The sequence below is a fragment of the Vagococcus hydrophili genome (genome assembly GCF_011304195.1).
In the GTDB taxonomy this organism is placed as follows: Bacteria; Bacillota; Bacilli; order Lactobacillales; family Vagococcaceae; genus Vagococcus; species Vagococcus hydrophili.
Genome location: NZ_CP049887.1, coordinates 1,034,619 through 1,049,728, shown reverse-complemented (window position 1 = coordinate 1,049,728; position 15,110 = coordinate 1,034,619). Strand labels below are relative to the sequence as shown.

Annotated in this window: 14 protein-coding genes and 1 pseudogene; 11 read left to right on the top strand and 4 right to left on the bottom strand. The window is 35.1% G+C overall.

Annotation, left to right across the window (positions count from 1 at the left end; all coding sequences use genetic code 11):
- Positions 1–77: 77 nt before the first annotated feature.
- A complete protein-coding gene (locus G7082_RS05075; RefSeq protein ID WP_166034112.1) occupies positions 78–1,697 on the bottom strand; it encodes an ABC-F family ATP-binding cassette domain-containing protein in 1,620 nt (539 codons plus the stop codon).
- Positions 1,698–1,820: 123 nt separating this feature from the next.
- On the opposite strand from G7082_RS05075, the gene G7082_RS05070 reads away from it, so the two are divergent.
- Positions 1,821–2,504, top strand: coding sequence for a hypothetical protein (locus tag G7082_RS05070; protein ID WP_166034111.1), 684 nt, complete (start codon positions 1,821–1,823; stop codon positions 2,502–2,504).
- A gap of 34 nt (positions 2,505–2,538) precedes the next feature.
- Here the strand turns inward: G7082_RS05070 and G7082_RS05065 are convergent, their stop codons facing one another.
- The 3 genes from G7082_RS05065 to G7082_RS05055 form a co-directional block, all read right to left on the bottom strand.
- On the bottom strand, positions 2,539–3,525 hold the full coding sequence (locus G7082_RS05065; protein ID WP_166034110.1) for a polyprenyl synthetase family protein: 987 nt from the start codon (positions 3,523–3,525) through the stop codon (positions 2,539–2,541).
- Positions 3,526–3,553: 28 nt separating this feature from the next.
- Positions 3,554–4,078: a Gx transporter family protein gene (locus G7082_RS05060; protein WP_166034109.1), complete on the bottom strand. Its 525-nt coding sequence runs from the start codon at positions 4,076–4,078 to the stop codon at positions 3,554–3,556.
- A 169-nt stretch (positions 4,079–4,247) separates the two neighbouring features.
- Entirely contained in the window at positions 4,248–6,173 is a 1,926-nt protein-coding gene (locus G7082_RS05055; RefSeq protein WP_166034108.1) for an NAD(P)/FAD-dependent oxidoreductase, read from the bottom strand.
- Positions 6,174–6,468: 295 nt separating this feature from the next.
- Between G7082_RS05055 and pplA the strand changes: the two genes are divergently transcribed.
- The 10 genes and pseudogenes from pplA (at position 6,469) to G7082_RS05005 (ending at position 15,096) form a co-directional block, all read left to right on the top strand.
- Positions 6,469–7,395 carry an extracellular electron transfer flavoprotein PplA gene (pplA, locus tag G7082_RS05050; RefSeq protein WP_166034107.1) on the top strand — a complete coding sequence of 309 codons (927 nt, stop codon included), beginning with the start codon at positions 6,469–6,471 and terminating at the stop codon, positions 7,393–7,395.
- A 128-nt stretch (positions 7,396–7,523) separates the two neighbouring features.
- The gene (locus G7082_RS05045) at positions 7,524–8,627 is read left to right on the top strand and encodes an FAD:protein FMN transferase (protein WP_166034106.1); all 1,104 of its coding nucleotides are present in this window, start codon (positions 7,524–7,526) and stop codon (positions 8,625–8,627) included.
- A gap of 12 nt (positions 8,628–8,639) precedes the next feature.
- A complete protein-coding gene (menA, locus tag G7082_RS05040; protein WP_166034105.1) occupies positions 8,640–9,581 on the top strand; it encodes a 1,4-dihydroxy-2-naphthoate polyprenyltransferase in 942 nt (313 codons plus the stop codon).
- An 81-nt stretch (positions 9,582–9,662) separates the two neighbouring features.
- Positions 9,663–10,895: an S-methyl-5-thioribose kinase gene (gene mtnK / locus G7082_RS05035; RefSeq protein ID WP_166034104.1), complete on the top strand. Its 1,233-nt coding sequence runs from the start codon at positions 9,663–9,665 to the stop codon at positions 10,893–10,895.
- Positions 10,879–11,931 carry a s-methyl-5-thioribose-1-phosphate isomerase gene (locus tag G7082_RS05030; protein WP_166034103.1) on the top strand — a complete coding sequence of 351 codons (1,053 nt, stop codon included), beginning with the start codon at positions 10,879–10,881 and terminating at the stop codon, positions 11,929–11,931. Before mtnK ends, G7082_RS05030 begins: the two co-directional genes overlap by 17 nt.
- 15 nt (positions 11,932–11,946) lie before the next feature.
- The gene (locus G7082_RS05025) at positions 11,947–12,606 is read left to right on the top strand and encodes an L-fuculose-phosphate aldolase (protein WP_166034102.1); all 660 of its coding nucleotides are present in this window, start codon (positions 11,947–11,949) and stop codon (positions 12,604–12,606) included.
- Positions 12,607–12,694: 88 nt separating this feature from the next.
- A complete protein-coding gene (locus G7082_RS05020; protein WP_166034101.1) occupies positions 12,695–12,907 on the top strand; it encodes a zinc ribbon domain-containing protein in 213 nt (70 codons plus the stop codon).
- 123 nt (positions 12,908–13,030) lie between these two features.
- The gene (gene lepB / locus G7082_RS05015) at positions 13,031–13,582 is read left to right on the top strand and encodes a signal peptidase I (RefSeq protein ID WP_420825029.1); all 552 of its coding nucleotides are present in this window, start codon (positions 13,031–13,033) and stop codon (positions 13,580–13,582) included.
- 32 nt (positions 13,583–13,614) lie between these two features.
- Positions 13,615–13,937 (top strand): annotated as a pseudogene (locus G7082_RS05010) (MazG nucleotide pyrophosphohydrolase domain-containing protein).
- 163 nt (positions 13,938–14,100) lie between these two features.
- The gene (locus G7082_RS05005; RefSeq protein ID WP_166034099.1) at positions 14,101–15,096 is read left to right on the top strand and encodes a LacI family DNA-binding transcriptional regulator; all 996 of its coding nucleotides are present in this window, start codon (positions 14,101–14,103) and stop codon (positions 15,094–15,096) included.
- The last annotated feature ends 14 nt before the right edge of the window (positions 15,097–15,110 follow it).

Here is a 15,110-nt window from a genome sequence, read left to right as displayed (position 1 = left end):
TTTTATATTCAAAGAGCATGAATTGTTTAGTATTCACTCCAGTTAATCGGAACTAAGTGCCTTTTTCACCACTCTTATTAAAACATTTGTTTCATTTGTTCTTTAACTGTTTCGTTATCTAAGAATTCATCATACGTTGTTTCTGCACGATCCACGACACCTTTATCTGAAACAGCAACGATACGGTTAGCTGTTGTTTGGATAAATTGGTGGTCATGAGAAGAGAATAATAGTGAACCATTAAAGCCGATTAAACCATCATTTAAGGCTGTGATTGACTCTAAATCTAAATGGTTTGTTGGGTCATCTAAAACTAAAACATTTGCTTTAGAAAGCATTAATTTAGATAACATACAACGCACTTTTTCGCCCCCTGAAAGGACATTTACTGATTTTAAAACATCTTCTCCAGAGAATAACATACGACCTAAGAAACTTCTTAAGAAGGTATTATCAGATTCTTCTTTAGAGGCATATTGACGTAACCAGTCAACGATTGATTGATCTGTATCAAATTCATGAGACGTGTCTTTAGGCAAGTAAGCTTGGCTAGTTGTCACACCCCAGCGAACAGATCCTGAATCAGGTTCCATTTCACCCATGATAATTTTGAAAAGAACGGTTGTTGTGATATCATCTTTAGCGATGAAGGCCGCTTTGTCATCTTTTCTAAGAGTGAATGTGATGTTGTCTAATATTTTTTTACCGTCGATTGTTTTAGAAATATTTTCAACTTGTAATAAATCATTACCAATTTCACGTTCTGCTTTAAAACCAACGAATGGGTAACGACGTGATGATGGTTGAATATCATCTAATTCAATCTTATCAAGCATTTTCTTACGAGACGTTGCTTGTTTAGATTTAGAAGCGTTGGCACTAAATCTTGCGATAAAGGCTTGTAATTCTTTTACCTTTTCTTCTTTTTTAGTGTTTTGATCTGATTGAAGTCTTGCTGCAAGTTCACTTGATTCTAACCAAAAATCGTAGTTACCAACGAATAATTTGATTTTACCAAAGTCTAAATCAGCCATGTGTGTACATACTTTATTCAAGAAATGGCGGTCATGGGAAACAGTGATAATGGTGTTTTCTGAATTGATTAAAAATTCTTCTAACCAAGCAATTGAATCACGGTCTAATCCATTGGTAGGCTCATCTAAAAGTAACACGTCAGGTTGTCCAAATAATGCTTGGGCAAGTAAAACTTTCACTTTTTGACCAGCTGTTAATTCAGCCATTTTTAAGTCATGTAAGCTTTCTGGAATATTTAATCCTTGAAGTAGACTTGCTGCTTCTGGTTCTGCTTCCCAACCATTTAAATCAGCGAATTCACCTTCAAGCTCAGCAGCTTTAATACCGTCTTCGTCAGAAAAATCAGCTTTCATATAGATAGCGTCTTTTTCTTGCATTACTTCATAGAGACGTTTGTGTCCCATCATAACAGTGTGTAAAACGGTTTGGTCCTCATAATCAAAATGATTTTGTTTTAAGGTTGCTAAACGCTCATCAGGTCCTAAAGTAACATTTCCTGTTGATGGTTCAATTTCTCCAGATAAGATTTTTAAGAAAGTTGATTTTCCAGCACCATTGGCACCAATCAACCCATAACAATTTCCTGGTGTAAATTTAATATCTACATCTTCAAATAATTTTCTATCTGGAAATTGCAGACTAACATTTGATACGGTAATCATGTAATCCCTCACTTTTTCTTTAAACTAATTTATTGTGTCCTTTCGATTATATCGGGCTTCTCGTGGGAATGCAAGAAAGTAAAAAGGGATTGTGCTATAATACTCAAAAAAGGAGTCTGATAGATGATTTATCTTATTATTTTTTGTTTAATTGCAACACCTAGTTATTTTTTATTTCGCGGAATAAAGAGTAAAGACAAACGAATCAAACATGTTCTCTTGACTCTTATTACGTCTCTTCCAATCTTAATGTTTGTGTCTCATCATATTGGCTATTATTTTTTCAAAGAGCAATTAACTCGTGATAGTTATGTGTTGTTTGAAGAAAAATTTCATATTCCTAAAGATGAAATGATGGTTGTATATGATATGGGACAGCATTTTGAAGGGGGTCATAATATGTTGATTACGACCAAAGAAGATTACAAAACCTGGCAAGATGAAGTTAGAAAAAGAAAAACCATGTTAAATGGGGAAGAGATTGCCGAAGATAAAATCGAAGACGTGGTAAATAACATTCACAATTGTGAGATTACCTACGTGGCTTGGTTTAAGTCAGGCACAGACAAAGCCTATTCTTTTCCAATGACGGACATTGATTACCATCAAAAAAAGAAAAAGCATCAAGGAGTGGACGCTGAAATTACAACAGGTAAGAGTAAATTTTCAAAAGTCATTACCTTATCAAAAGATTTAGACGAATCGAAAAAGCGGATTGGGCAATACTTCCATTACTTGCCACCAGACAAAGATATTGAGGACATGATTCAACATAATATTGAAGCAGGATATAAGATAGATAACTAAAAAAAGATTGCTCAAGTGAATGGGCAATCTTTTTTTAGTTTTGTCTTGTTAAGATGTTTTTAGTAATCTCATAAATGGTATCTTTTGTGTGAGCTTTATTATCCGGCAAACTTTGAATTAAACGTAAAGCTTCTTCTGTATAATAATCAGCCAATTCATAGGCTTTTTCAACGCCTTTAAACTGAACAACCCCTTCGTGAACTTTGATAGCATCTTCATCCGTCATTTGCTCTTTTTTAGAAAGCAAAGGTTCAAAGTAAGCTTTATTTTCTTTTAAAGCACAGATGAGAGGTAAGCTATAAACCCCTTGTTTCACATCTTCCAAAACAGGTTTTCCAATACTTACGGTGTCTTGTGAGTAGTCTAAAATATCATCCACGATTTGGAAAGCTAAACCAATGGATTTACCAATTTCACGACAATTAGCCGCTACTTTTTTAGAACCACCATTTTCAAAATAGCCCAAGAAGCAACTTAAAGCAAAAAGCTCGGCAGTTTTACCTGAAATATTTTGAATGTACTCGTCCACTGTAATATCCATGTGATAACGAGTATCCATTTGACCAAGTTCCCCGAGAAGCACTTTTTCCATGCTAGCTGTATTAAGCTTGATACTACGCAAAGAATCAGTATATTGAACGAGAAGTTTAAAACAGACAATAAATAAATAATCGCCAGAATAAACAGCCACATCTTTATCAAATTTAGTTTGGAGGGTAGTTACCCCGCGTCTTAAATCAGCTTCATCAATGATATCATCATGAATCAAAGTTGCGGTATGTAAGGTTTCCATGGCAGCTGCTAGAGCAATACTTTTTTTCGAATCCGGCTGTTTGGCTAATTTTGAAAAAAGTAACAGGTAAGCAGGTCGAAGTAATTTACCACCAGAGTGAAACATTTCGATAATGGTATTTTCGATGTCTTTATTTGGTAAAGAAATAGAGGATGACATCAAATCTAGAGTTTTTTCTAACTCTTTTTTTAATTTTGGGTAATCATTCCACATGACATGAATTTCCATGGATAGTCTCCTTTTTGTAGGGTGTGTCTTATTCGTATTCTAATTTAAATTCTTGAATCGTTTTAACATGTTCCATGACGTAATTTGCGGCAATCCCAATGGCAATTCCAGCTAAGATCCCAATCCAAGAAAGAATTGGCAGATAAAGCATGACGTTCCAAGATCTAGCAATCCAGCTTGCCATGACGAGCTGACCAACGTTATGAAGAAAACCGCCAGCCGCACTAATGCCGATGGTACTAATTCGTTTTGGACCAAATTGTTTCAGTAAAAGCATACCTAGATAACTTAAAATCGCGCCAGCTGCACTGTAAAGTAGGGTCGAAACCGTCCCACCTAGTAAAGTAGTTAAGAAAAGTCTCAAAATGACGAGTAAAAAGCTGTCTTTTACTGGCATGGTGAAAATCGCAATAATGGTAATTAAGTTAGCCAAACCAAGTTTCGCACCTGGGGCAAAAGCAAATGGAAAAGGAATCATGTTTTCAAGCAGCCCAATGATGACACCTTGAGCCACAAGTAAGGCAATATAAATTAATTTTTTATTTTTATTCATTAAGTTTCTCCTATCATAGTGAGAATACTATCATTTAAATCTGAAAGCAACTGAAAATACTATTTAATTATAAAAGAAAAGGACTGTGACTGAGTAATCACAATCCCTCCTATACTAATAAATGGTGTCACAGAAATTGTTTCTGTGACCAACTCATTTAATTTATAACTTAAGCATTATCGCCGTATTGAGATTTTACATCGCCATACCACCATTTACCGGCAGTTTTTTGGATCCATGGCATTACCCATTTATCTAAACCAAATGAGCGTCCTGAACCATTCATTAAGGCAAAGGCAACAAAGATGAACCAGATGTTAACCCAGTAGAACATACCTGAAAGACAGAACATCACAACTAACACAATCGTTGTTGCGTTAGCTAACCATGTAAATAAACCAGCAATGATAGCTAATGCTAACAATACTTCAAAAATTGTCATGAATTTTTGCATGAACAAAGCAACGTCTTGGTTAGGCATCATGAATTCCATGATGTTTGAGAACCATTTAGGCATATGTTTGAAAACTGTCATTGGTTCTTCACCATAAGCATAGCTTAAACCAAAAGCAGGATCAGCTACAGCAGCGGCAGCATCAACAGCACTACCTGCAGCGTCGCCAGCTTCACTGGCACCACTTGTCGCATCAGCAGCTTGTTGTAACCATGGGAATGGGAAAGCAACGCTATCCGTAAACCATGAACCTTCACCAAACCAAGTACCAGGTTGTAGTAATTTACCATTACCAACCACTTTTTTCATTGCTTCAACTAACCATACAGAACCGTAGAAGACACGTAATGGTACTGACCATAACACGTTACTATTACGTGAAGAGTGACCGCGCATAATGTTACGCTCGTCCCCAATTCTGAAGAATTCGTGCATGATATATTGGAAAGCATAATATCCAGAACGGATATCAAAGAAGTAACGTAAGTTAATCACGTGTTTCATCGCCATTGCGAAGAAACCACTCATATGGATTTTATCAAAGACACATGCTACAGCATATTTAGAGCCGATTGATACCATAAATCCATCGTATTTACCTTTATAAGCTACTTTTTCACTACCATTAATGTCAGCTAAAATATTTTTAGCGGCACAATGACCAGTTTGTTCAGCTGCCTGAACGATTTGTGGTGTTGCCATGTTTTCTTTTTCTTCAAAGTAAACTAAGTCACCAATCACGTAAATATTTTTATCTTCGTAGCCTTTAGCTTGCATAAATTCATTAGCAACTAAACGTGCTGCACGAGCTGATTCCATTTCAAATTCTTCAGCATCACTGTTAGCTTTAACACCAGCAGTCCAGATTAAAGTATGTGTTGGAATTTTTTCGCCTGATTTAAGAACGATATGATCTTCTGCTACTTCAACGATTGGTGTATCTTTTAAGATTTGAACACCTTTTTTAACTAGGTATTTTTCAGCTTTACCAGCATCGTTACGATCTAACATGTTTAAGATAGTAGGAGCTGCTTCAACAACCATTAAGTTGATTTCGCTTGGATCTAATTTGTTTTTCTTAGCAAGGATATTTTTCCAGTCGATTAATTCGCCGACCATTTCGATCCCTGTAAAGCCAGAACCACAGACAACAAAGTTTAACATTGCTTTGCGTTTTTCAGCATCTGGTTCCATAGAAGCAAGAGTCACTGTTTTTTCAATGTGGTGACGGATTTTAATCGCGTTATCCATTGACCATAAAGTGAATCCATGTTCTTTCACACCAGGAGTTCCAAAGTCATTTGGTTCTCCACCCATTGCAAGTACTAAGTAGTCAAATGAATAAGAACCGCGTTCTGTTTTAACCACTTTATTTTCTTTATCAACATTAACAACTGAGTCAGTAACAACACTAACATTTTTTCTTTTACAGAAAAGTCTTTGTAAGTCGTATTGGATAGCTTCTGGTTCAACACGTCCACCTGCAACTTCATGTAATTCAGTCATCATCGTTTGGTATGAATGACGATCAATTAAAGTGATGTGGGCATCGCTGTTTTTTTTCAATTTCTTAGAAAGCATTTTAGCTGCTGCTATTCCAGAATATCCGGCACCGACTACAACAATCTCTGTTTTAGCCATTATAATTTTCTCCCCTTTACATAAATAAAAAATAATAAATACAAAATACAAAATAATAAAATGATTACGTGAAAAAAAATACACAATCGTATTTAATTATAAAGGCAAGCACTAAAAAAGTCTAACAAAATTTAGAAAAAATTTAGATTTTTTAAGAGTTACACCCTTTTATTAGAAATTTGTGAAAAAGTGAATTTGTATTTTAAAAAGAATTGCTTTTTATAGAGGAATGAGATAAAATAAATTCTGTAAATAAGTTCACATGAACAAAAAAATAAAAGGTGGTTTTATCATTATGAAAATGAAAAAATTAATTACTGGTATGACAGTTTTAGCTATGACAACTATTTTATTAGCTGCTTGTGGCGGAAGTAAAGATAAAGATACAAAAGGCTCTACAGCAAAATCAACTGAAGTTGCTAAAAAAGACGATAAAAAAGAAGACGCAGCTCCAAAAGAAAAAGAAGCTGGTGGCGAACTTAAAGATGGTACTTACACATTAGAAGAAAAAAATGAAAACAATGGTTACCGTGCGACATTTACTATGGTAGTAAAAGACGGTAAAATTGCTGAATCTAAATATGATAACATCAACAAAGATGGCAAATCAAAAACAGAAGATGAAGGCTACAACAAAAAAATGAAAGAAGTTACTAAAACTGGACCAAAAGAATTTATTCCAGAATTAAACGAAGCTTTCTTAGCAGCACAATCTGCTGACGGCGTTGACGTAGTAACTGGTGCAACTCACTCTACTGACTCATTCAAAAACTACGCACAACAATTAATTCAAGCAGCTCAAGCTGGTAAAACAGACAAAATCGAAATCGATAATGGCGCTGAATTAAAAGACGGTGAATACACATTAGAAGAAAAAAATGATTCTAACGGTTACCACACAGTCTTTACTATGGTAGTTAAAGACAAAAAAATTACAGAATCTAAATATGATAATGTAAATAAAGACGGCAAATCTAAAAAAGAAGATGCTGAATACAACAAAAAAATGGAAGAAGTTTCAAAAAATAGCCCAGAAAAATATATTCCTGAGTTAAACAAAGCTTTAGTTGAAAAACAAAAACCATCTGAAATGGACGTAGTAACAGGAGCAACTCACTCTACTCATTCATTCCAAATGTATGCAGAACAATTAATTAATGCTGCAGAAAAAGGCGATACTGCTAAAATTGAAGTAGACAACATCGTTTTTAAACAAAAATAATTTGATCTAAATTCAGGAGGTTGTGACAAAGTTTTTATACTTAGTCACAGCTTCTTTTTTGTTTTAATTTGAAAAAAGCTTAAAATTATAGTTAAATGTAACAGATAACTAAAAACGGGGGAAAATCAATGAAGCTTACTAAAAAACGCTGGTTAACATTACTAGTTGTACCAGTGGCGATGTTAACATTAGCATCATGTGGCACAACTGCTAAGGAAGAAAAAAAAGCAGAAACAAAGAACACATCCGTTCTAAAAGATCCTTATAAAAAAGAAGAATTTCTAATGGGAACGTATGTGAGAGTTCAGATTTTTGATGAAGGTAAGGAAGATGTTTTAGACAAAGTCTTTGACCGAATCAAAGAATTAGATAAGAAAATCACCGTGAATCAAAAAGGCTCTGAAGTGGATCAAATCAATGAGCAAGCAGGGATTAAACCAGTAAAAGTCTCAGATGATGTTTTTCGTTTAGCAAAGGATTCTCTCTATTATAGTGATGATTCTAAGGGTGGGTTTGATTTAACCATTGGACCAATCACAAGTTTATGGCACATTGGTTTTGATGATGCGAGAAAACCCGCACAAAAAGAAATTGATGATAAATTAAAATTAGTTGATTACAACAAAGTGAAATTAGATGAAAAAGAAAAAACCGTCTTTCTTGAAGACAAAGGCATGGAACTTGATTTAGGTGCGATTGCTAAAGGGTTTATTACCGATGAAGCAGTCCAAGTTCTTAAAGACAACGGTGTGACAACAGGGATTGTTGATTTAGGTGGTAATATCTATGTTTTAGGTGACAGTCCTAAAAATAAATCAGGTAACTGGAAAGTCGGTATCCAAGATCCGAATGAAGCCAGAAATACCATCGCAGGTTCTGTTGAGAAGAAAAATATGTCTCTAGTAACCTCTGGAATTTATGAGCGTAATTTAGAAGTAGATGGCAAAATTTACCACCATTTATTCAGCTCAGAAACAGGTTATCCTTTTGATAATGAAATTGCTGGCGTGACCATTATTTCAGAAACGTCGGTTGCTGGTGACGGTCTATCAACAGGTGTTTTTTCAATGGGGGTCAAAGAAGGTATGAAATATGTAGAAGCTAGAAAAGATATTGATGCCATCTTTATTACAAAAAGCGATGATATTTATTTAAGTAGTGGTGTGAAGGATGTCTTCAAATTAAATGAAGATTCACCTTATAAAGTCAAAGATATTAAAGATTTAAAATAGTGAGGGAGTAACATGACAGTCAAAGTTTTTTTAGAGTTGGTTGAGATTCGAACCAAATTAGCGAGTTTGTTTCCTTATTTAGTTGGATTATTGTTTTCGGCGTATTATTTTGGCACCCTTAATCTAGTGAATATGCTGCTGTTTTTTGTGGCAATGTTTACTTTTGATATGGCAACCACAGCTATTAACAATTTAATGGATTTCAAAAAAGCCAAGAATGATCACTATCAAGAGAATACAAATATTGTAGGGATTGCTAAGTTGGATGAAAATAAAGTGAGTTATCTGATTTATGGGATGATTGCTTTTTCTAGTTTAATCGGTATCTATTTAACATACCGAACAAGCTTACTTCTTTTAGCAATGGGTGGCTTGTGCTTTTTAATCGGTATTTTCTATACGTTTGGTCCAGTACCATTATCACGGATGCCTTTAGGTGAGATTTTTAGTGGTGTGACCATGGGATTCGGTATTTTCTTTATTACCATTTACTTGAATATTTCTCAATTAGATATTTTAAGTCTATCTTTAATGGATGGTCATTTTGCTTTAGTTGGAAATATTAAAGAATTATTCTTTATTGTGTGGGCATCGGTTCCGATGATTTTTACCATAGCTAATATTATGTTGGCTAATAATTTATGTGACATGGAACAAGATATTAGTAATCACCGTTACACATTACCTTATTATATTGGTAAGGAAAATGGCGTGAAGTTGTTCCAAATATTAATGTATAGCTGCTATTTCTTTATAGCTGGCGGCGTTGTTTTAGGGATTTATCATTGGGTTATGCTAGTCGTATTAGGGACATTTCCTTTAATCCATAAAAATGTCCAAACTTTTAGCCGAAAACAAGAGAAGGCAACGACCTTTGGAATTTCCATTAAAAATTTAATCATTTTTAACGGGGCTCAAGTTATCGGCCTATTACTAAGTTTAATTTTAAAATAATCAAAAAAGAGGTTGCGCAGATACAAGTTATCAGTGTAACCTCTTTTTATAAGGCTCATTGTGAAAGTAGGTTAGAAATAGATGTCAGAAAAATTTAGTCAGCACTTTTTAATGTCGGGTGAAGATGTGAAGGCATATGTTTTTGCTTTAGGATTATTTGAAAAATCAGAGGTGCTATCTGTTAAAGAAATTGGCGACGGAAACATTAACTATGTCTTCATGGTAAAGAGTGAAAGAACAGGTAAAAGTGTGGTCGTTAAACAAGCAGATACATTGTTACGCTCGTCAGGTCGACCATTGGATATTAATCGTAATCGAATTGAAGCAGACATTTTAACGATGCAGTATGACTTAGTGCCAGAATATATTCCTGAAATTTATCATTATGATGAAGTGATGGCGACACTAGTAATGGAGGATGTTTCTTCATTTAAAAATTTACGGTATGAATTAGAAAATAAGAAAAGCTTTCCTAATTTAGCTGAAGATATCAGTACCTTTTTAGTGGAAACCTTATTATCGACAACGGATTTAGTTTGGAATCGCCAAGATAAAAAACGACTAGTTCAAGATTTTGTTAACATCGAAATGTGTGATATTAGTGAGGATTTAGTGTTCACCGAACCGTATAATGACTATAAAAAACAAAATAATATCTTAGCTGAAAATCTGTCTTTTGTCACAGAGAATATTTATCAAAATGATAAGCTCATCGCAGAAGTCGCGAAGCTGCGAAATAATTATTTGAATAATGCCCAAGCTTTGCTTCACGGAGACCTTCATTCAGGTTCGATTTTTGTGAACCGACAAGGCATGAAAGTCATTGATCCAGAGTTCGCTTTCTATGGTCCGATGGGCTATGACATAGGAAACGTGATAGGAAATCTGTTCTTTCCGTTGATTAAAAATAAATACTATGAGGAAGATGAGGTTTTTGATAAATGGTTACGGGAAACGATTGTCTGTATTTTTGATTTAGTTAAAGAAAAATTGTCAGTAAGTTACGATCAAAAAATAACTCTTTCCTTGTATCAAAATACAGCATTTAAAGAAAATTATTTGCAAGAAATCATGGCGGATTCACTGGGCTATGCTGGGACAGAAATTATCAGACGAACCATTGGTGATTCTCAAGTCAAAGAAGTGAAAGAAGCGCCTGTTGGAGAGACTCGAATCCAAATGGAGCGGAGTCTTTTGAAATTAGGGGAAAACTTGATTAATAAGCGGTATGAAGTAGGTTCAGGGGAAAAGTTATTACGAATGTTAGAGCAAGTTATTACACAAAAAGGAGAACAGCATGAAACGAGCAGATAAAGGCATGCCCTATCTTTTACAATATGAACATGTGGCATGGTACGAAAATGGTAAAGTTAGAATCTTGGACAGGCGAATTTACCCAACTGAAATCAAATTTGTAGAGTGTGTGACTCACAAAGAAGTGGCGCAAGCTATTGCAGATATGGTGACTCAAAGTGCAGGACCTTACACGGCAGCTGGTATGGGAATGGCACTTGCCGCTTATGAAGTCCGAGATAAAACTAAAGAAGAACAACTAAGTTTTTTAGAAAATGCAGGACACACGATTGGGTATGCTAGACCGACAACTGCTAATCGTATGACTCAAATTACAGGGAATTGTTTTGAAGTTGGAAAACAGGCCTTGGAAAAAAATGAATCCGCAGTCGATGCTATTTTCCAAACGACCATTGATTCACTCAATCGTCGCTACACGATTATGGATAAAGTTGGACGCACGTTACTAAAAAAAATCCCTAAAAATGGTACGATTTTAACTCAGTGTTTTGGGGAAACCATTGTGGGGACGCTACTTAGAGCCGCAAAAGAGGAAGGCAATCAGTTAAAAGTTTACTGTGCTGAAACAAGACCATACCTTCAAGGGGCTAGATTAACGTCAAGTTGTGCCACTGATTTAGGATTTGAAACAACCGTTATTACGGATAATATGGTGGCGTATGTTATGGAAAATAAAGGCATCGATGTCTTTACTTCGGCTGCTGATACGATAGCGCGTGACGGTCATATCGCCAACAAAATTGGCACGAATCAAATCGCGATTTTGGCGCAGCATTATGATGTCCCTTATTTTGTCACAGGGATTCCAGATAGTGATAAGTTTTCAAGAAAAGATATCGTAATTGAAGAACGTGACCCAAAACAAGTTTTAGAGTATCGTGGTATTCCGAATACTTTAGCTAGTGTTCAAGGAATTTATCCGTCATTTGATATTACGCCACCAACTAGAATTAGTGGTGTCGTTACAGATAAAGGGATTTATTCACCTTACGATTTAGAAACTTATTTTGAGTTAGAAACGACCCAATTTTATTAGATAAGGAGATTTTTCATGAAGTATCAAGCAGAAAGAAAGCAATTAGTTGAGTACGGAAAAGCTATGTTAACGGAAAATTTAACCACTGGAACAGGTGGCAATTTAAGTATTTTTATTCGAGAAGATAATGTGATGTTGATGACACCAAGTGGGATTCCTTATCCTGAAACGAAAGAAGAAGATATTGTCTTAATGACGTTAGAAGGGGAGATTTTAGAGGGTGATTGTAAGCCGTCTAGTGAGTACGACATGCACCGAATTTTTTACCAACAAACACCTAATGTGAATGCGGTGGTTCATACTCATTCAGAATACGCGACAGTCTTTGCTTGCCTTCAAGAGGCTATTTTACCTCTGCATTACATTATCGGCTCAATCGGTAGTCGGGTGAGATGTTGTCCTTATGAAACCTTTGGCACAGCTAAGTTGGCTGAGGTGGCATTTAAAGAGATGAAGCAAGATAAAGGTATTTTACTTGGAAATCACGGAACTTTGGCGATTGGCGAAGATTTGGCTTCTGCTTTTTCAGTGGCTAAGGATATTGAATTTATCGCAAAACTGTATTACCGTGCTAAATCAATTGGGACGCCTGTTTTATTAAATGAGGAGCAGCTAGAGGAAGTCATCGAAAAATTTGGTACTTACGGACAAGACCGCATTCACGGGACAAAGTAAGTAAAAAAAGATGCGTCTAAAGATGGATAGAGCTTTTATTCTTAGCGTGATATGATGACTGTATTAAGAAATAAGGGAGAAATGAAAAATGGAGAAGAAACAATATCATTGTGAAAAGTGTGGTAACGATCAGTACGAATCAGATCAATTTCAAGCAACAGGTGGAAACTTTGCTAAGATTTTTGATGTGCAAAACAAGAAATTTATCACAGTAAGTTGTACACGTTGTGGGTATACAGAATTGTACAAAGGAAATACATCTGACGGTTGGAATGTCTTAGACTTTTTAATTGGTGGGTAGATGTAATTAATATAGAATAGAGGAAAAGCTTTCGGACAACTGATAATCAGTTATTCGAGGGCTTTTTTAATAGTCAAATTATGCTACAATTAATAAATAAGTGATTAAAAAAGAATAGGTGGTATAAAAATGAAATTAAAAACGTTTATTAACAAAAATAAAAAAGATTTAATTTGGTTTGTTTCTATGTTCTCAATTTTGATAGCTCTTAGAGTATTTTTGTTTTCTCCTGTGACAGTCAGTGGTGAATCCATGATGCCCACATTAGTGGATCGAGAAAAAATGATTGCTAGCAAAGTATCAACGATTGAAAGGTTTGATATTATTCCCTTTAAATCCCCAGATAAGCCAGGTAAAAACTATATTAAACGAGTGATTGGACTTCCAGGAGATAAGATTGAATATAAAGATGATGTCTTATACGTTAATGGAAAAGCATACGAAGAACCTTACTTAGACGAATATAAAAGTAAAGTAGATACATTTTTAACAGAAGATTTTTCTTTAGAAAGTCTGTATGGCGTAAGTGAAGTACCTGAAAATACGTATTTTGTATTAGGGGATAATCGCCAAAATTCTAATGATAGTCGTGCCATTGGTTTTATAGAGAAAGAGGAAATTTTAGGTGTTTCCAAAGTGTCTCTTTGGCCTTTAGACAAGTTAGGTCTGCACTAAGAGTAATTTCTATATAGTTAAGGAGATAAAAGATGAAAGAATTAACCGTCACACAATTACAAAATTATTTAGAACAAAAATACAAAGGAACCATAACAACACAGAGTTTGTTTATGAAGCTAGTAGAAGAAATGGGCGAAGTGGCTGAAATGATCAACCAATTAGAAGGTCGCAAAGAAAAAAAGAAACGAATACCCTAGCCAACGAACTAGCAGATGTCATTCACTATACTGTTGCAATTGCTGCTATTAATGGGATTGATTTAGAAAAAGCGATTGTTGAGAAAGACCGAGAAGGCTCGAAGAAATATCATCAAGTACCGAATTTGGAGACGTATATTGCTGAAAAGCTTTAAATTCAAATAAAAACCAAACACCCTACAGCGTGCCGGCTATAGGGTGTTTATTTTACGTTCTATTCAGATTAACGGGTCGATTGATTATTTTCATAAAAAATCGCTACCCAAGCTACCCAAACTTTGATATGATAATCTTGGAAATAAGAGAGGAGAAACAGGTGTGAAAATAACAATTAAAGATATTGCCAGAATATCAGGCGTATCTATAACAACGGTTTCTCAAATTTTAAATAACAAGGGACAACGCTTTAGTGATGAAACACGTCGCAGAGTTATGAAAGCGGTTGAGGAAAATGATTACAATCCTGACTACTTTGCTAAAAACATGGTCAATCGTGAATCAAAAACGATTGGGATGATTGTTCCAGATGTCACAGATTTATTTTTCTCTAAAGTAATTGAAGGGGTAGAAGCCTATTTAACTAAAAAAGATTACATGATTCTACTATGTAACTCGAATCATTCTCACGAAATGGAAAAAGATTATATTAAACAACTATTAAACCGTTCGGTGGCAGGTATTCTACTGGCAAGTCCGAACTCACTTGAATTAGAAACAAGTTTAAAAAGCCCGTATATCCTGATTGACCGTGGTTTAAATACCCGAACTGAAGGGAACTTACTTGTTAAAGAATACGATGGAAGTTACGAATCCGTTCAATACTTAATCAATGCAGGACATCAAAAAATCGGCATGTTAACCAATGAATCGGGCTATTACCCAATGTCTGAAAGATACGAAGCTTACTGTCAGTGTTTGAAAGATAATCACATTGCCTATAATGAAAACTATTTAGAAGACGGCCCTGTGACCATTGAAGGTGGCTATAGAGCAGCGAAACGGCTGTTAGAAAAGACAGATATTACGGCTCTTTGTTGTGGAAACGATCAGATGGCAATTGGGGCATATCGTGCGGCTTATGAATTAGGATTAAACATTCCAAAGGACTTATCGATTATCGGATTTGATAATTTAGAAATTTCTCAGTATTTGAATCCACCATTAACAACAGTGGCGCAACCAGCCTTTGAAATTGGCTACACAGCAGCAACTTACTTGTTCCAATCGATTAATCAACCAGAGAAAAAAGTTCCTAATAAGACTTTTGGGACGGAATTTATTGTAAGAGGAAGTACGGCACCTATTGACAACTAGATATAAACATGTTA